The following is a 16887-nucleotide window of genomic DNA, read 5'->3' as shown; positions in this document are numbered from 1 at the left end:
TCAATCGTGCCGAAGCGGACCCGTCAGGACAAGTGAAGAGTTCTGGACGGATCTTTAAGGAGTGCTAATTCCTCCCGGCGCCAGAGCCGGTCGCCGAACAGGGCCAGCGCGGCGGGCAGCAGGACACCCCGGACGATCGTCGCGTCGAGCAGGATCGCGACCGCCATGCCGAGGCCGAGCATCTTGTACTCGATCGCGGCGAGGCTGAGGAAGACGCTGAACACCCCAGTCATGATCAGCGCGGCGCTCGTCACCACGCCGGAACTGCGCGCGGTGCCTTCGACGATCGCCTGCCGGACCGGCGCGCCGGACAGCCGTCGCTCGCGGATCCGGCTCAGGATGAACACGTGGTAGTCGGTGCTCAGGCCGAACAGCAGCACGAAGAGGAACAACGGCAGCCAGCCGAGCACCCCGCCGTAGGGCGTGAAACCCAGCAGCGGCGCGAGAAACCCGTCCTGGAACACGAGGGTGAGCACGCCGTAGGCCGCGCCGGCCGACAGCAGGTTGAGCAGGATCGACACCACCGGCACCGCGACCGACCGGAACACCACGAGCAGCAGCACGAAGGCGAGCAGCAGGATGAACCCGAAGGTGTACGGCGCCCGGGCGATCGCCTGCTCGGTGAAGTCGTGTGCTTCGGCGGTCCGGCCCGCCACCGCGTACCCGACCCCGTCGATCCGCCCGACCGTCCGCGGCAGCAGGGTTTCCCGCAACGTCGTGAGCGTGCGGCTCGCCGCTTCGTCGTTGCCGGTGCCGCCGAGCGGGATCCGGACGACGAGTGCATCATCCACCGGCACGACGACGGCCGGGCGCGGGACCTCCGCGGTGAGTTCGCCGATCGCCTGACGCAGCGCGGGGGTGTCGACCGGGCCGCCACGGGTGTTCCAGAGGACGACGTGCGCGGGCATGGTGACCCCGGGAAACGCTTCCTGGACGCGCACGGCGGCGTCGATCACCGGGATGCTGCGCGGCAGGCTTTCGGTCGGTGCCGGGTCCTGCAGCCGCATGCCCAGCGCGGGCATGGTGAGCAGCACGAGCAGGGCGGTGGCCAGCCCGCTCCAGACCGCGGGCCGCCGGGTGACCACGTCGGCCACGCCGGCCCAGAACCGGGAGCGCAGGCGGCGGCGGCCCAGCCACGGGATGCGGCCGCGGTCGACGCGGGACCCGAGCAGGGAAAGCGTCGCGGGCAGCACCGTCACCGCGGCCAGCACGGCCAGGCCGACGACCAGGACCGTGCCGACGGTCAGGCCCCGGAGGTTGTCGAGGCCGGTGAACAGCAGGCCGGTCACGCACAGCACGACGGTCAGCCCGGACACGACGATCACGTGCCCCGACGTCCGGGCCGCGATCCGGATGGACTCGTCGGTGCCGTGTTCGAGGTCCTCCCGGACCCGGCGCAGGAAGAACAGCGAATAGTCGACCCCGACCGCCATGCCGATGAGCAAGGTGATCGCGGAAGTCGCGCTGTTGACCGGGATCGCATTGTCCACAACGGACAGAAAGCCGAAGGTGGCGGCCACCGTGGTGGCCGCCAGCAGGACCGGGATCGCGGCCGCGACCAGTGAGCCGAACACGAGCAGCAGGATGAGCACGGTGATCGGGAGCGAGCGGGCCTCCGACCGGCCGATGTCCTCCTTGATGCTCTTGTCGACCGCACCGGACACGCTGAGGTCGCCGGCCTGGGCCAGCCGCACGCCGCTGTGCCGGGTCGCGACGGTGTCGACGGCTGCCGTCGCCGTGGCCAGGTTGGCCCGGATTTCGGGGCCGCTGCCGGTGATCCGGAAGGTGACCAGTTCCGACCGGTGGTCGGCGGAGACTTCGGAGCGGATGTCCGCGGCCGCGCCCGACGTCGTCAAGGTGGTCACGAGGTCGGCCGTGGCCTCGGGGGACCGGGGCTGGACGAGGACGTTCTCCCAGAAGGGTTCGCGGGTGGCCTGGCGGTCGAGGACGGCCTGGCCGGTGCCGGCGTCGCCGGCCGGGCTCGACCGCGCGTCGGTGCCGGGGACGAACGTGCCGACGGCCCAGGCCAGCGCGACGAGCGCCAGCCAGCCGAGGATCGCGGCGGCGCGGTGCCGCAACGACCAGTTCGTCACGGTCTCGACCACCGGCGTTTTTGCGGGCAGCATGAACTAAGGTCCTTCCGTGAAGGAGTGATCCGATGAGAGCTCGCCCTCGGGCGAGGTGATTGCTTCTTCTTCCTGGGCCGCCGAGTTGCCGCTCGGTGGCCCAGGGCCTCACTTCAGTCGACCTCCTTGAGCACGCGTTCGATGGAGCGCAGCCGGTCCTGGACGTCCTTGAGCTGCCGTTCGGTCTCTTCCTGCGTCCGGACGGCTTTCTCGGCCAGCGCCCGGTATTCGTGCTCCCGCGCCAGCTTCGCCTTGGCGCGCCAGGTCGAGGCCAGCTGCACGATCGCGATCGACAGCAGGGCGAACACCCCGGTGACGCCGATGATCTCCTGCCACTGGTGCCAGTTCATGTCCGTCCCTCCTCGCCGTCCCCGTGGACGGAATCCGGTGTGGTGAGCGTCGGCGCGGCGGCCGCGATCGCCTCCGGCGTCAGCACGACGGAGAACGGGGTCAGCTCGTAGAACCGCAGCGTCTTGCCGTCCTCGCCGGCCTCGAAGCTGGCGGTGACCAGGCCGGCGGCTTCGAGCTTGCGCAGGTGGACCTGCAGCAGCGCACGGCTGATCCGCAGCTCGCGGGCCAGCTTGCTGACGTAGGTGCGTTCGGCGTGCAGGGCCGCGACGATCCGCAGCCGGTGCGGGTTGCCGAGGGCGCCCAGCTGCCGCAGGAGCTCGTCACCCGTCGTCCACATGCCAACAAAAGTTAGCAGGTGGTCGGCGGCCTGGCCATCGGGGTGATCCCCGAGATCACATCGGGTGTTCCATCCACACGTTCGGCTCGACGTAGGTCGCCGTGTCGTAGGCGGTCGAGGCGTGGACCGGGGCGATGCCGCCCGGGATGAAGTTTTCGCCTTCCTGGAGCTTGACGCCCGTCCAGTCGTGCCAGTCGGACAAGGATCCCGAGAGGGTCACCGCGAACGGGCACACCTTCACCACCCGTGCGCCGAGACGCTCGTGGGTGCGCAGCCAGCGGTCGGCCAGGAGGCCGTCCGGGCGGCGGCGGGCCGCGTACTCCGGCATCGGGACCGCCGGCTCGGCCTCCTTGCCGATCGGACGGACCGAGACGATCAGCTTGCGCAGGCCCGTTTCTGTCGCCCGGGCCTTGAGCGCCTTCAGCATCGGGGCCGACAGGCCCGTGCCGCGCAGGTGCGGGGCGATCACGACTTCCAGCGCGCACAACGCGTTCGGCGCGCGGCCGTCGATGATGTCGTGGGCCGCCCACTCGATCGCCTGGTCCCAGCCGTGGTCCGGGAGCTCGGTGCGGTCCGGGGCCGGGTAGGCCAGCGGGACCGACAGGGCGCGGGCCATCGGCGTGCCGGCGTCGTCCAGGGCGATCAGGAAGTACCGCGCCCAGTGGCGCAGGAAGCGCTCGCCGGTGATCATCCGGCCGCTCACGCCCTGGTAGATGAACTGGCCGCCGACGTCGCCGAGGGCCAGTGCGGCGTCGAGGAGGTCGGGGCGGCCGGCAAGATCGACAACGCGCATGCGCCCATACAAGCGGAAGCGATCACCGCCGCGATAGCGGCAACCGGGCGACTCAGCGCAGGGCTTTGCGCCGCCGGGTCAGTGCGGCCGGGTCGAGGTTGGCCCGGGTGCCGGCGTCGTGGCCGTCGAGGTAACCGCTGCCGGACAGCCGCCGGGGCGAGGCGGCGCGCAGGTCGCCGTACTCGGAGTCGAACGCGTGCTGGACCATCTGCGCGCGGTCGCGGACCACCAGTTCCGCCGACCGCTCGCCCGGCACCGCGGTGCGGACGGCCTCCTGTTCGGCGTGGGAAAGCCGTTCGTGGACCGCGCGTGCGAAGCCGTGCAGCCAGGTGCGCCGGTACGCGGCCAGGGATTCGCCGGGGAAGAAGCCGTCCGGCCGGACGCGCGTCAGCTGCGTGCTCGCCTGCAGCAGGAGGCTGGTGAACAGCAGCTCCACCCGGCCGAGGTCGGAGCGGAAGCCGAACACCGTGACGCTCTCGACCTTCTGGCCGAGGCGGTGCAGCAGCGTCCGGCAGCGCAGCGGGTACGCGACCGAGGTCAGCAGGCTCGCCTTGTCGCGGCTGTACGGGTCGTTCATCGGGATCTTCAGCGTGCCGATCTCGTCGCTGCCGGCCCCGGACGCGACGAGCATCGCCTGGTCGATGCCGTACCGCGCGACGAGTTCGGCGGCCTTCTGGTTGTACGCCTCGGCTTCCGCCTCGGTGACCGCCGGGTCTTCGGCCTTGGCCAGCAGCTTGCGGATGCGCTCGAGCTGCGGGTCTGACTCGGTCATGCCGAGAGGGTATTCGATCAGGTGTTCGGGTGCGGGGACCGGGTCGGCGTGTCGGCCTGGACACTGGGGGGATGGTGACGATCGAACGCTTCGCCCCGCTGTCGGCCGCCGAGGCGGAATTCGCCGCTTACCACGCCGTGCTCGCGGCGAGCCGGGAAACCGACCGGCCCGGTGAACCCGTGCTGCCGCTCGGTGAGCTGGCCGGACGGCTGACGAGGCCGCTGCCGGGGATGGGAGAAGCCGCCCAGTGGGTGGCCTACCGCCGCAACGAGCTCGTCGCGTTCGCCGAGGTGCACTTCCTCGAGGCCGAAAACAGCGGAATCGGGCTGATCGACGTCGTCGTGCACCCGGCCGCGCGGCGCTCGGGGATCGGCACCGCGTTGCTGCACGCAGTGCTGCCGGAACTGCGCGCGCGGGACCGCCGGAGCGTCGAAGGGTGGCAGGTTGCCGCGGGATCCGCCGGGGAGCCGTGGGCCGAGGCGCTCGGCTTCCGGCCGGTGCGGACGATCGTGCGGCAGGCCCTGGTCGTCGCCGAAGGCGAGCGGTCGCGCTGGGAGGTGACCGTCCCGGTGGGATACCGGGTGGTGCGGTGGGCGGGTGCGGCCCCGGGCGATCTGCTCGATTCCTACGCCGGCGCACGGGCGGCGATCCACGACGCCCCGCTCGGGGACTCGGGTTACCAGTGGCCGGCGTGGACGGCGGAGCGGGTGCGCGCGGCCGAAGCCGAAGCCCGGTCGCAGGGCCTCGAACAACGGATCGTCGCCGCGGTCCACGAGGAAACCGGAGACGTCGCCGGGTTCACTGAAGTGTGCGTGCACCCGCGCCGGCCGGACTGGGGCTACCAGCGGGACACCGCGGTGCTCCCCCGGCACCGCGGGCACGGCCTGGGGCGGTGCGTCAAGGCGCACATGATCCGGTGGCTGCTCGCCGAGCGGCCCGGGCTGCGGCGGATCAGCACCACCACCGGGGTGGAGAACGCGCACATGATCCGGGTCAACCGCGAACTCGGCTTCAGCTCGCTGCCGGCCGTGATCGCCGTTCAGCAGGACCTCGACGCGCTCCTCAGCCGAGGTAGGCGTCGAGCGTGACGGCCAGCGCCGCTTCCGGCGACGGCGCGAAACTCGCCCCGGCCAGGCCGCCCCACAGCCACAGCTGGGCGAGGCCGTGCAGCGCGGCCCACAGCGACGCGGCGACCAGCCGCAGGTCGGCACCGGACCGCGCGACCCGGGTCGGCACCGCCGCCACCAGCACGGCGAAGGTGTCGAACACCGCGCTCGCCGCGGCCGAGAGTGCCGGGTCGTCCGGGTCGATCAGGTCGCGGCGGAACATCAGCTCGAACATCGCCGGGTTGGTCAGCGCGAAGTCGAGGTAGCTGTGGCAAGCCGCGGTGAGCCGCTCCCGCGGGGAGGTGTCCGGCAGCGTCTCCCGGCGGGCGAGCAGCTCGGCGTACCCGCGGGTCGCGACGGCGGACAGCAGCTCGGCGCGGCCCGAGAAGTGCCGCAGGGGTGCGCCGTGGGAAACCCCGGCCGCCTTGGCGATCCCGCGCAGGGTGACCGCGCCGACGCCTTCGTCGGCGAGCAGCTCCGACGCCGTCGTGATCAGGCGTTGCCGCGTGCCCATGCCTCGTCCAGGGTCATCGGGAGCAGGTCGGGGCGCTTCGGGAAGAAGCCGTCGCCGGGCTGGCGGCCGATCAGCCGGTTGCGCGTGCGCGTGACGGCGACCGGCAGCACCTCCCGGAGCAGCCACTGCAGGTCGGCGCGCCGGCTGCCGGGCGCGGCGCTGCCGGGCAGGGGCGCGAGCCAGGCGGGATCGTGATCGAGGCCGAGCCGCGCGAGGACGTACGCGGCGAGCCGTCGGTGCCCGTGAGCGGACAGGTGCAGCCGGTCGGCGCCGAAGTAGCGCGAATCGGTGACGGCCTGGTCGGGCCACAGGTCGATGAGCTGAGCCCCGTAGCTGACGGCGGCTTCGCGGATGGCGTCGTTGAGCGCGATGATCCGCGGCCGCATCCGGCTGCCCAGCGGCATCCGGCGGGAGACGTCGCTGAGCGTGAAGGTGACGACGACGGGCGAGATGTCGGTGCAGGCCCGGACGGCGGCGTCGACCCGCCGGGCGACCGTGCGCGCGTCCCAGCCCCGGCTCATGACGTCGTTGCCACCGCCGAAGAGGGCGACCAGGTCGGGTTCGAGGCGCCGGGCGGCCGGGAGCTGCTCGGGCACGATCTGGTCGAGCCGGCGCCCGCGGACGGCGAGGTTGGCGTAGCGGAAGCCGGGCTCGTCCTCGGCCAGCCGGGCGGCGACGAAGTCGGCCCAGCCGCGGTAGTGCCGCTGGTCCGGGTACGGGTCGTCGAGGCCTTCGGCGCAACTGTCGCCGACGACGACGAAACGGTGGTAGCTCATCCCGATCTCCGTAACCCGTGGTTCACCTTGTGGACACTGTCTATCAAACTTGTGTAGACGGTGTCTACTCGGCGTTCACCCCAGCCAGGGACCCAGCTTCTCCGGGTTCCGCATCGCCCAGATGCGGGTGATCCGGCCGTCCTCGACGGCGAAGGAGTAGACGGCCGCCAGCTCGTCGCCGCGGCTGAGCACCAGGCCCGGGCGGCCGTTGACCATGCGCTCCTCGAGCGTCAGCTCGCCGGAGGAGGCCAGCTCCGCCACGTACCGGGCGACGAGTTCGCCACCTTCGATCGGGGCGATCGCGGCGCGGACCCGGCCGCCGCCGTCCGCGGTCAGGGTGGCGTCCGGGTCGAGGAGCCCGACGAGGGTGCCGATGTCGCCGGCGGCCCAGGCCTCCTTGAAGTCCCGTACCAGACCGGCTTGGCGGCCGACCGAGACGGCGGGCCGGTCGGCGCGGATCCGGCGGCGGGCCGCGGAGGCGAGTTCGCGGCACGCCGCCGGTGTCCGGCCGGTGGTCTCGGCGACCTCGGCGAACGAGTACCCGAAGACGTCGTGCAGGACGAGGGCCACCCGCTGGGCCGGCGTCATCGCTTCGAGCGCCACCAGGAAAGCCATGCTCACCGACTCGTCCAGGGTGATCCGGTCGGCCGGATCGGGCTGGTCGGGCAGCGGTTCCGGCAGCCACTCGCCGACGTACCGCTCGCGCCGGACCCGCGCCGAGCCGAGGACGTCCAGGCAGATGCGGCCGGCCACCGTCGTCAGCCACGCGCCGGGCGAGGAGATCTCCTCCTGCTGCGCCGGCGACAGGGCGTACCAGCGGGCGTAGGTCTCCTGGACGGCGTCCTCGGCTTCGGTCAGCGAGCCGAGCAGCCGGTAGGCGAGGTTGACCAGGTGACGTCGTTCGGCGACGACCGGTTCCGATGGCGTTGTCATGACTCCTCCGACGACACAGCCTGCCGGAACGTCAGGGCCTGACGTTCCCGGCGGCTGCTTCGTCGTACCGCTCGAAGGCAACCGAACAGGGGAGAAGACGATGACCAAGATCGGAATCGTGCTGGGCAGCACCCGCCCCGGCCGCGTGGGGGACCAGGTCGCCCGGTGGGTGCACGAGCGCGCCGCGCGCCGGAGCGACGCGGAGTTCGCCGTGATCGACCTGCGCGAACACCCGCTGCCCCACCTCGAAGAGCCGCCGGGCTTCTCGGGGCAGTACCAGGACGAGCGCACCCGGGCCTTCGCGGCCGTCGTCGCGTCGTGCGACGGGTTCGTCTTCGTGACGCCGGAGTACAACCACTCCGTGCCCGGGGTGCTCAAGAACGCCCTGGACCACGTCTACGTGGAGTGGAACAGCAAGGCGGCCGGCTTCGTCTCGTACGGCGGGGTCGGCGGCGCCCGGTCGGTCGAGCAGCTGCGGCTCGTCTGCGGCGCACTCCAGCTGGCCGACGTGGCCCCGCAGGTGACGCTGCCCCTGGCGACGGAGTTCGAGAACCACGCTGTCTTCAAGCCGGGCGACCACCAGCTCACCGCGCTGGACACCCTGCTCGACCACGTCGTCGCCTGGAGCACCGCGCTGGCGCCGCTGCGGGGCGGCGACGCGGAAGCGGCGATCCGGAGCAGGCTCGACGCGATCATCGACGGGCTGCGGAACAAGGACCTCGAAGCCCTGCGGCGGGTCTACGCGCCGGACGTGGTGTCCTTCGACGTCGAACCACCGCTGCAGCACGTCGGGACCGACGCGAAGCTGGAGAACTGGGCGAGGGTGTTCACGGTCTTCGAAAAGGTGGATTACGAGCTGCGAGACCTGACCATCACGACGAGCGGCAACCTCGCTGTCGGACACGGCTTCGGCAGGGTCAGCGGAACACTGAAGAACGGGGTGGTGACGGACGGCATGTGGGTCCGGGCGACCTTCGTCTTCCGGAAGACGGGCGACGACTGGGTGATCGTCCACGACCAGGCATCGGTGCCGCTCGACATGGCGACCGGCCAGGGCCGGACCGACCTCGAGCCGTGACGGCCCGAACAACACCCAAGAAAGGAGCTGGGTGGTCATCCCGTCGCCTGAGGCCGTGAAAGGCCTCAATCAGGCGACGGGATGACCACCCAGCGGCCCACCTCCAGAAGGTGAGACGGCAGCGCTCCCGGAGGTCATCCCGGAGCCTGCCCGTCCGGCGAGGACAGCTTTTGATCTTTTCTGCGGCGGCAGAAAAGATCAGTTGGCGGGCTGGCAGGTGGCAAGCTGTAAGGGCCGTTCGGTCGCCCTAGGGCCAAATGTCACCGTGATGTGGCACTTCGGCTTAGGGAGTTTCTGGGGAGGCTTCGGCGAGGTGCTCTGCCGCGGCAGAGCGGGTCCGACCGCCCCCGCCCCTCCGCCGGCTGAAGAGAAAGCTGGGATGAGGGGCGGGGGAGGCCTGGTGACGTCGTTGGCCGGCTTCCGTTGCCGGCCGCCGGTTCGCTTAACCCGCGGACAAGCCGGCCGGCGGAGCCAGAAAAATAAACGAACGATCGTGCTACCTTCCTCTCATGAACGTCGACGGCGTGTTTGTGGGGGAACCGAGCGTCCTGGGGTACCGGCGGGAGCGGCCGGTGCTGAGCGCGATCACGAAGGCGCGGGTCACCGCCCCGGAGCTGCACCTGACCGAGCTGAACCTCGACGGCGACCGCCAGGCCGACCTCACCGTGCACGGCGGGGTCGACAAAGCGGTCTACGTCTACCCGGCCGAGCACTACCCGGCGTGGGCGGCCGACGGTCTCGACGCCGAGCCGGGCGGCTTCGGCGAGAACGTCTCGCTGTCCGGCGTCACCGAGGACGACGTCCGGATCGGGGACGTCTGGGCCTGGGGTGACGCGCTGGTCCAGGTCTCGCAGCCGCGGCAGCCGTGCTTCAAGCTGGCCATGAAGACCGGGCGCAAGGACGTCACGCCGCTGATGATCGACAGCGGGCGCAGCGGCTGGTACCTGCGCGTCCTGCGGCCCGGCACGGTGCCGACGTCCGGGCCGGTCGAGCTCGTCGAGCGCGCGGACGGGCCGACGATCACCGAGGTGTACCTCGTCTCCTTCGCCAACTACGGGCAGCTGCCGGAGGACAAGGTCGAGGCGGCGCTGGACCTCGCCGACCGCGTGCTGGCCGCGCCCGCGCTCTCGGCGTCCTACCGCGGCGGCGTCCAGTCCACTGTGGACCGCTGGCGGGCGCGGCGTGCCGGCTGACGGCCGGGTCGCCCGCGGCGACGCGACCCGGCGGCTGGTGCTGCGCCGGGCCGTCGACGTCGCTTCGGTCGACGGTCTCGAGGGGCTCTCCCTCGGACGGCTGGCCACCGAACTGGAGCTGAGCAAGAGCGGGGTGTTCGCGCTCTTCGGCTCCAAGGAGGAGCTGCAGCTCGCGACGATCGACACGGCGCTGCGGATCTTCCGTTCGCACGTCGTGACACCGGCCCGGGCGGTGGCGCCCGGGCTGCCGCGGCTGCGCGCGGTGTGCGAGAAGTGGCTGGCCTACTCCGAACAGCGCGTCTTCCCGGGCGGCTGCTTCTTCTTCAACGTCGGCGCGGAGTTCGACGCGCGCCCGGGCCGGGTGCACGACGCGGTCGCGGCGGCGGGCGGCTCGTTCGCCGCTTTCCTGCGGGAAACCGCGGCGGAGGCGGTCGCGCTCGGGCACGTCGAGGCGGACGCCGAGATACTGGCCTTCGAACTCCACGCGCTGGGTCGCGCGGCCAACGCCGACGCCGTCCTCGGCGGCGGGACCCGCCCCTACGAGCTGGCCCGGCGGGCGATCCGGGCGCGGCTCGAAGCCGCCGGGCGTTAGCGAACGGTGCGCCGGGTTCGCCCGTTGACTTCCCCGGTGTGGTCTCCGTAAGATCGGCTTCGGATCGGGGATTCGAGGCGGCGAAAGCCGCCTTTTTTCAGGGGGATGAAAACTGTGAAGAAGTTCGCGCGCCCGCTCGTCGCGGGTGCTCTTTCCGCTGCCGTTCTGCCGTTCGTTCCCGGAATCGCCGCCGCGGACGACGTCCCGCCGCCGATCGTCGAGGAGTACGACTACCCCGGCGCCGACGCGATCTACGCGCAGTACCACATCCGGCTGCTCAAGGGTGACGGGCACATCCTGTTCACCGACTGCACCGCGAGCGGCCCGCTCGTCAAGGTGTGGAGCCGGATCGCCGAGCGCTCCTACTTCTGCTTTCGCATCACCGGCGAATCCGGCTACCTGACCATGGACGTCCCCGACGTCTTCGCGATCACCGGCGACGCCCACGAGCTCAAGGCCACCGTGGTGATCAAGGGCACCGCGACGCCCACCGACGTGGTCAAGAACACCTACACGCCGGTCGGAGAGGGTGCCGACCCGCAGAACGGTTTCACCCCGCTCGTCGAATTGCGCTCCGGCCGGTCCTGAGCCGCTCCGGTCGTGTTCCGCTGACCGGTATTCCGTCCATTCGCGCGGTCCGGCCGCGCTGTTTTCCGCGTGGCCGGGTTCCGCGATTTCGTCGTGCCCAAAAAAGGGGAGAGACGAGACATGAAATCCTTCCGCAGACCCGTGGCCGCCGTGCTGGCCGCCGTGGGTTTCCTGTCCGGAGTCACCGCACTGCCCGCGGCCGCCGCCGAACCGGCGCCGCCGAGCGAGCGGGCGCAGGCCCTCGAACAGCTCAAGACCGGCGGACCCGGCGTCAAGACCGCCGCCGAGCGAGCCCTCTGCGGCTCCGACGCCGACGTGCACGCCTTCCTGACCGCCGGGCTGGCCGTCGCCGCCGAGCAGGACCTGCGGGTGCGCATCTCGCAGCTCGTCTCGCGGGCGGGCCCGGGCCTGCGGCGCGCCCTGCAGACCGCAGCCGGCGGCACCGTCCCGCAGATGCAGGCGTTCCTCGACACCGGGTGGCAGCAGCCGAGCCTCGACGATCTGCGCGTGCAGGTCACCCAGGCACTGGCCGCGGGCGGCCCCGGTGTCAAGCGGGCCGCCCAGACGGCGCTGGCCGGGACCCCGGAGCAGCAGCGGGAATTCCTCAGCTCCGGCCGGGCGCGGGCCCAGGCCGGCGACGACCGCGTGCGGGTCACCCAGCTGATGGCGGCGGGTGGTCCGCAGGTCAAGCGGGCCGCGCAGATCGCGCTGGACGGCACCGACGAAGACATCTCGCGCTTCCTCACCGCCGGCTACCCGGTCGCGGTCGCGCAGGACCACGAAACCCTGACCGTGTCGCAGCTCGCGGACCTCGCCGCGGACGCGCAGACGCGGGCCGCGGCCCAGACGGAGGCCGCGAAGGAGGCCGCCGCCCAGGCCGTGCAGGCCGCGGAGCTGGCCAAGCAGGCGGCGCAGCGGGCGGCCCAGGAGACCGAGGCGGCCCGCAACGACTCCCTGACCGCGGCCGCCGCGGCCGGCCGGGCGGCGGACGCGGCCCGGCGAGCCGCCGACGCGGCCAAGACGGCGATCCGGGCGGCCTCCGCGGCCACCGAATCGGCGCGGATCGCGGCGAGCGCGGCGTCCCAGGCCGCCACCGCGGCCGTGCAGGCCGGGCAGGCCGCGACGAACGCGCGCAACGCGGCGGCCGCGGCCGCCACCGACGCCGGCCAAGCGGACCGGGCGCGGCAGGCCGCGGTCGACGCCCGTCAGGTCTCGTGGAACGCCCGCCGGGCCGCCGATGCCGCCCGTGGTGGGGTGACCGCGGCCTTCGCCGCGGCCGATGCCGCCACGGCGGCCGCGGCGGCCGGGCAGCACGCCACCGCGGCCGGCGACGCCGCGAACGCCGCCGGTGGGTTCGCCGAGCAGGCCGGCGCGCAGGCCGACCGGGCGCGGCGCGCGGCCCAGCAGGCGAAGCGACAGGCCGCCGAGGCGACCCGCGCGGCGAACGCCGCCACCGCGCTGGCGAACGAGGCGGTGGGGGCGGCCAACCAGGCCGCCGCGGCCGCGGATTCGGCCGCCGCGCACGCCGATGCGGCGGCCACCGCCGCCGAGGAAGCCGCGGCCCACGCCGGCGAAGCCGCCCACGCGGCCGAACGAGCCGAAGCCGCCGCGCGGGAAGCGGACACCGCCGCGAACGATGCGAAGACCGCGTCCGACACCGCCGCGACCGTCGCCGCGACCGCGCGCAAGGCCGACGAAGAGCGGCTGGCCCAGCAGGAAGCCCAGGAGACGGCCGAGGCCGAATCGGCCAAGGACGCCGAAGCGGACGCCCAGGCGGACGCCACCTGGACCGCCGGCGAAGAAGCCAAGCTCGACGCCGAAACCCAGCGCCTGCTCACCGAAGCGCGCACGCCGGGCGCCGACGCGGCCGTGGTGACGCGCAACGGTCGTAAGGCCGCGGCGGGCCTGCTCAAGCTCGGCGGCCCGTTCACCCGCTCCGCCGCGGAAACGGCGCTGGTCGGGGACGACTTCGACGTCAAGGCGTTCGTCACCACCGTCCAGCCGGCCACCGAGCGCAAGGACGACCGGGCCAGCGTCGCGGCCATCGCGGCGTCCACCGCCCACCCGGCCGAGGCGACGACCGCGCGGACCGCGATGGTCGGCACCGACGCGCAGGTGCAGGACTTCCTGCGCAACCGCCGGTACCCGGGCAGCGAAACCGACGACCGGGTGCTCGCCACCCAGATCATCGCGGCGGGCGGACCCGGCGTGCAGGCCGCCGGCCGGCGCGCCCTCGACGGGACCGCGGACGACGTCCGGGCGTTCCTGCGCACCGGGCAGTACACCGCCCGCGAGGCCGACGACCGGGTGCTGGCCACGCAGGCCGTCTCGACCGGCGGGCCGGAGGTGCGCGCCTCGGCGCGGGCCGCGCTGGCCGGGCCGGCGGGCGTCGTCCGGACGTTCCTGGAATCCGGGCTGTACCGGGCGCGGCAGCGGGACGCCCTGACCGCCACCCACCGGGCCGAGGTCGCCGGGTACGTCGCCGACGCCGCCCGCTCGGCGGCGCTGGCCCGCCAGAACGCGGCCGAGGCGGCCAAGGCCGCCGCGGTGGCGCGGGGCGCGGCCGACGACGCGGCCCGCTACGCGCAGCAGGCCAAGGACTCCGCCGAGCTGGCCAAGACCTACGCCGCGCAGGCCGCGGCGTCGGCGCAGGACGCCAAGGCGTCGGCGGACGAGGCGGTCCAGTCGGCGAACCAGGCCAAGCAGGCCGAGGCCGCCGCCCACCAGGCGGCCCAGCAGGCGCAGCAGTCCGCGAACAAGGCCCAGGCGTCCGCTTCGGACGCGGCGGCTTCGGCGGCCGACGCGCGGACGGCGGCGGCCGACGCGGCCAAGTCGGCCGCGGACGCCAACCTCAGCCGCGACCAGGCCGTGCAGGCCGCGGCCGACGCCTTCCAGCGGACGATCGACCTCTACCTGCGCGAGATCGCCGAGGCCGGCGGCGGCAGCCGGCCGGACATGACCGATCCCGACGGGCACCCCTACAGCGACGACCAGGCGGGCCACCCGGCCTACCACGAGCCGACGCCGTGGGAACGGGTCGGGCTGCAGGACTACATCAACATGCTGACCATGGAACAGGGCGCGGCCGCGCTGTTCGTCTGCAACAACCGGCCGATCACCTGCGCCTTGTTCGACCACTGGGCGAAGGCGAGCGGCAAGGACTACGTCCTCAGCGCCGATCAGATGGCCAATTTCTACAGCGATCCACAGTGGCAGGGCGAACTGAACACCCGGCTGGCGGCCTACGCCAAGCAGGCCGCGGCCAAGTGCACCGGGCCGGTCGGCTTCACGTGCGCGCTGAAGCTGGACACGAACTGGCTCGGCTCGCAGTTCACGCAGGTGTCCGACCACATCTTCGCGTTGCACTCGTTCGAGTACCGGCTCACCGGCGACCTCACCGCCAAGGTGACCGGCGACGGGACGGTGCAGCTGACCGGTGGCTACCGCGTGGACCTGAAGAAGGCCTACAACTTCGACCCCGACAAGCCGCCGATCACCGTGCACGGCGTTGACTACAATGTGAAGGACCTGGCCCAGATGCCCACCGTCGGCCTCGCGCAGGACTTCACCGTGCAGGGCAGCACGAACCAGAAGCTCGACATTGCGGGGCACCGATGAATCCGCGAGGAGTGCGATGCGTGCACGGCCGCTGACGGCCGTTCTCGGGCTCCTTGCCGCGGCCGCCGTTCTGGCCGGCTGCGGCAAGGAGCCCGACCCGCGGGCCTACCCGGGCAGTGAAAGCGGGGTGAGCTGGGAAGATGCCGCGGCGCGGTACCGGATCTCGCTCCCGTCGTGCCCGGTGGAGGGCTTCCGGTTCGACGTACAGCCGCCGCTCACCGACCGGCTGGCGGTCACCTTCACCGCGCCCAAGTCCTGTGTGGACGGTTATCTGCGGCAGTACGGCGTCGATCCGGCGAAGCCGCAGGACGAGATCGGGCCACAGAACCCCCCGTTCGACCCGGCGGAGATGCGGCAGTTCGGGTGGGTGCTCGACGCGGGCGTGCGGTACGACCTCTACTTCGGCTTCCACGCGCCGGACCGGTGGTCGACCTTCTGGGTGCTCGTCAAGCCGGGGCCCGGCCGCGAAGTCGTCTACCTCCGCAGCCGGACCCTGGGTTGAGGTCACTTCCAGTCGACCTGCGGGCTCCGGTAGAAGTCGATGCCCTGCGCCACCCAGCGCGGGCTCTGCTTCGCCAGCCGCACCCGGTAGGCGTCCCAGTTGTGGGTGCTCCGCGGGGACCAGCCGATCTCCGCGATCCCCGGCAGCCGCGGGAACGCCATGTACTCGATGTCGTCGCTGGTCCGGATCGTCTCGGTCCACAGCGGCGCTTCGACACCCGCGATCTGGCTCTCGCCGACGCCGGTGACCAGCGAGGCCGGGTCCCAGTTGTAGCCGTCGCGAACCTCGATCAGCGCGGCCCAGTCCTGGCCGAGCGGCGTCTGCGGGTTGTACTTCATGTCGAGGTACGCGTAGTTCGCCGGCGACATCAGGATCTTGTTGCCGCGCGCCGCGGCCGCCGCGACGTCCGGGTTGTCGCCGCCGAAGTCCCAGTACTGCGGGACCGCCGACGCCGGCGGGGCCGACTTGGCGATCTCGTGCCAGCCGGTGACCTTCTTGCCGTACTTGGCGACGATCGGCTGGACCTTCCGCTCGAAGGTCAGGTAGTCCGCGGGCGGTGTCGAGTGGGCTTCGTCGCCGCCGATGTGCAGGTACTCCCCGGGCGTGAGGGCCGCCAGCTCGCGCACGACGTCCTCGACGAACTCGTACGTGATCGGCGAGGAGATGCACAGCGAGCTGTAGCCGACCTCGGTGTCCGTGCGGACCGGAACGGCCTTGCCGTCGCAGTTCAGCTCCGCGTACGTCGACTGCGCCGCGTTCGTGTGGCCCGGCATGTCGATCTCCGGGATCACCGTGATGTGCCGCGAAGCCGCGTAGGCGACGATGTCCTTGTACTGCTTCTGCGTGTAGTAGCCGCCCGGGTCGCCGTCGACCGCGGTCTTGCCGCCGACCGTGGCCAGCTTCGGCCAGCTCTTGATCTCGATCCGCCAGCCCTGGTCGTCGGCCAGGTGCAGGTGCAGCGTGTTGACCTTGTACTGGGCGATCTGGTCGATGTAGCGCTTCACCTGGTCCGGCTTGAAGAAGTGCCGGGCGACGTCGAGCATCGCGCCGCGCTCGGCGAAGCGCGGGTAGTCGAGGATCGTGCCGCCGGCGACGGTCCACGTCCGGTGCTGCACGCGGGTGGCCTCGATCGCCGACGGCAGCAGCTGCCGCAGCGACTGCACGCCTTCGAAGAGCCCGTCGGCGGTGTTGGCGGTCAGCGTGACGCCGTCTCGCGCGACCTTCAGCCGGTAACCCTCGGTGCCGATCCGCGGGTCGTGGCTTAGCTCGAGCGAGATCGCGGGCAGGCCGGCGGCGTGCGGCACGACCGGCAGCGGGTAGCCGGTGGCCGGGCGGAGCAGGCCGCGCAGGTAGTCCGCGACCTGGCCGGCGCCGCGGTCGGCGGTGATGACGGTGAGCGGCGTGAGCCGGAAGTCGCCGCGCGGATCGGCCTTCGCCGAGACGGGCGCCGGGACGACGTCGGTCACGCCGCGTTCGGGTGCGGCCGGGGCGGCCGTGGCGGAAGCGGGCAGGCCGGCGGCCGTGAGACTCACGACGGCCGCGGTCAGGACGGCTCTGGACAAGCGCATCGAAGCACCTCCGGTCGGGGACTCCCTGCAAAGGTACAGA

Annotated in this window: 16 protein-coding genes; 7 read left to right on the top strand and 9 right to left on the bottom strand. The window is 72.3% G+C overall.

Annotation, left to right across the window (positions count from 1 at the left end; genetic code table 11):
• Positions 1–23 precede the first annotated feature (23 nt).
• The 5 genes from ACWDN5_RS00885 to ACWDN5_RS00865 form a co-directional block, all read right to left on the bottom strand.
• Positions 24–2126 (bottom strand): MMPL family transporter, encoded by a 2103-nt coding sequence (locus ACWDN5_RS00885; RefSeq protein ID WP_449673753.1) that lies wholly within the window; start codon positions 2124–2126, stop codon positions 24–26.
• A gap of 113 nt (positions 2127–2239) precedes the next feature.
• Positions 2240–2476: a hypothetical protein gene (locus ACWDN5_RS00880; protein ID WP_310973950.1), complete on the bottom strand. Its 237-nt coding sequence runs from the start codon at positions 2474–2476 to the stop codon at positions 2240–2242.
• On the bottom strand, positions 2473–2814 hold the full coding sequence (locus ACWDN5_RS00875; RefSeq protein ID WP_310973949.1) for an ArsR/SmtB family transcription factor: 342 nt from the start codon (positions 2812–2814) through the stop codon (positions 2473–2475). The genes ACWDN5_RS00880 and ACWDN5_RS00875 overlap by 4 nt, the downstream gene beginning before the upstream one ends.
• 55 nt (positions 2815–2869) lie before the next feature.
• Positions 2870–3607 carry a Long-chain-fatty-acid--CoA ligase gene (locus ACWDN5_RS00870; RefSeq protein WP_449673752.1) on the bottom strand — a complete coding sequence of 246 codons (738 nt, stop codon included), beginning with the start codon at positions 3605–3607 and terminating at the stop codon, positions 2870–2872.
• A 52-nt stretch (positions 3608–3659) separates the two neighbouring features.
• Positions 3660–4379 carry a DUF2786 domain-containing protein gene (locus ACWDN5_RS00865; protein ID WP_449673751.1) on the bottom strand — a complete coding sequence of 240 codons (720 nt, stop codon included), beginning with the start codon at positions 4377–4379 and terminating at the stop codon, positions 3660–3662.
• Between the two features lie 71 nt (positions 4380–4450).
• Here ACWDN5_RS00865 and ACWDN5_RS00860 point away from each other — a divergent pair, with 71 nt between their 5' ends.
• Complete coding sequence (locus tag ACWDN5_RS00860) at positions 4451–5467, top strand: GNAT family N-acetyltransferase (protein WP_449673750.1); 1017 nt, start codon at positions 4451–4453, stop codon at positions 5465–5467.
• Here ACWDN5_RS00860 and ACWDN5_RS00855 read toward each other — a convergent pair.
• The 3 genes from ACWDN5_RS00855 to sigJ all read right to left on the bottom strand — a co-directional run bounded on the left by ACWDN5_RS00855 (position 5442) and on the right by sigJ (position 7708).
• Positions 5442–5999 (bottom strand): TetR/AcrR family transcriptional regulator, encoded by a 558-nt coding sequence (locus tag ACWDN5_RS00855; protein ID WP_310973939.1) that lies wholly within the window; start codon positions 5997–5999, stop codon positions 5442–5444. The genes ACWDN5_RS00860 and ACWDN5_RS00855 overlap by 26 nt on opposite strands.
• Positions 5978–6775 (bottom strand): SGNH/GDSL hydrolase family protein, encoded by a 798-nt coding sequence (locus tag ACWDN5_RS00850; RefSeq protein ID WP_449673749.1) that lies wholly within the window; start codon positions 6773–6775, stop codon positions 5978–5980. Before ACWDN5_RS00850 ends, ACWDN5_RS00855 begins: the two co-directional genes overlap by 22 nt.
• Positions 6776–6850: 75 nt before the next feature.
• Positions 6851–7708, bottom strand: coding sequence for an RNA polymerase sigma factor SigJ (gene sigJ, locus ACWDN5_RS00845; RefSeq protein ID WP_449673748.1), 858 nt, complete (start codon positions 7706–7708; stop codon positions 6851–6853).
• Positions 7709–7808: 100 nt separating this feature from the next.
• Between sigJ and ACWDN5_RS00840 the strand changes: the two genes are divergently transcribed.
• From ACWDN5_RS00840 to ACWDN5_RS00815, 6 genes are all read left to right on the top strand, one after another.
• Positions 7809–8786: an NAD(P)H-dependent oxidoreductase gene (locus tag ACWDN5_RS00840; RefSeq protein ID WP_449673747.1), complete on the top strand. Its 978-nt coding sequence runs from the start codon at positions 7809–7811 to the stop codon at positions 8784–8786.
• Between the two features lie 509 nt (positions 8787–9295).
• Entirely contained in the window at positions 9296–9979 is a 684-nt protein-coding gene (locus ACWDN5_RS00835) for an MOSC domain-containing protein (RefSeq protein ID WP_449673746.1), read from the top strand.
• Entirely contained in the window at positions 9969–10571 is a 603-nt protein-coding gene (locus tag ACWDN5_RS00830) for a TetR/AcrR family transcriptional regulator (protein WP_449673745.1), read from the top strand. Before ACWDN5_RS00835 ends, ACWDN5_RS00830 begins: the two co-directional genes overlap by 11 nt.
• A 105-nt stretch (positions 10572–10676) precedes the next feature.
• Positions 10677–11159, top strand: coding sequence for a hypothetical protein (locus ACWDN5_RS00825; RefSeq protein ID WP_310973928.1), 483 nt, complete (start codon positions 10677–10679; stop codon positions 11157–11159).
• A 120-nt stretch (positions 11160–11279) separates the two neighbouring features.
• Positions 11280–14777 carry an ALF repeat-containing protein gene (locus ACWDN5_RS00820; protein WP_449673744.1) on the top strand — a complete coding sequence of 1166 codons (3498 nt, stop codon included), beginning with the start codon at positions 11280–11282 and terminating at the stop codon, positions 14775–14777.
• Between the two features lie 16 nt (positions 14778–14793).
• Positions 14794–15279 (top strand): hypothetical protein, encoded by a 486-nt coding sequence (locus ACWDN5_RS00815; RefSeq protein WP_310973924.1) that lies wholly within the window; start codon positions 14794–14796, stop codon positions 15277–15279.
• Positions 15280–15281: 2 nt separating this feature from the next.
• Here the strand turns inward: ACWDN5_RS00815 and ACWDN5_RS00810 are convergent, their stop codons facing one another.
• Positions 15282–16847 (bottom strand): beta-N-acetylhexosaminidase, encoded by a 1566-nt coding sequence (locus ACWDN5_RS00810; protein ID WP_449673743.1) that lies wholly within the window; start codon positions 16845–16847, stop codon positions 15282–15284.
• Positions 16848–16887: the final 40 nt, after the last annotated feature.

This window comes from Amycolatopsis sp. NPDC003731 (genome assembly GCF_053586895.1).
The sequence above is the reverse complement of the archived record's forward strand: the minus strand, read 5'-3'. Positions and strand labels throughout refer to the sequence as shown.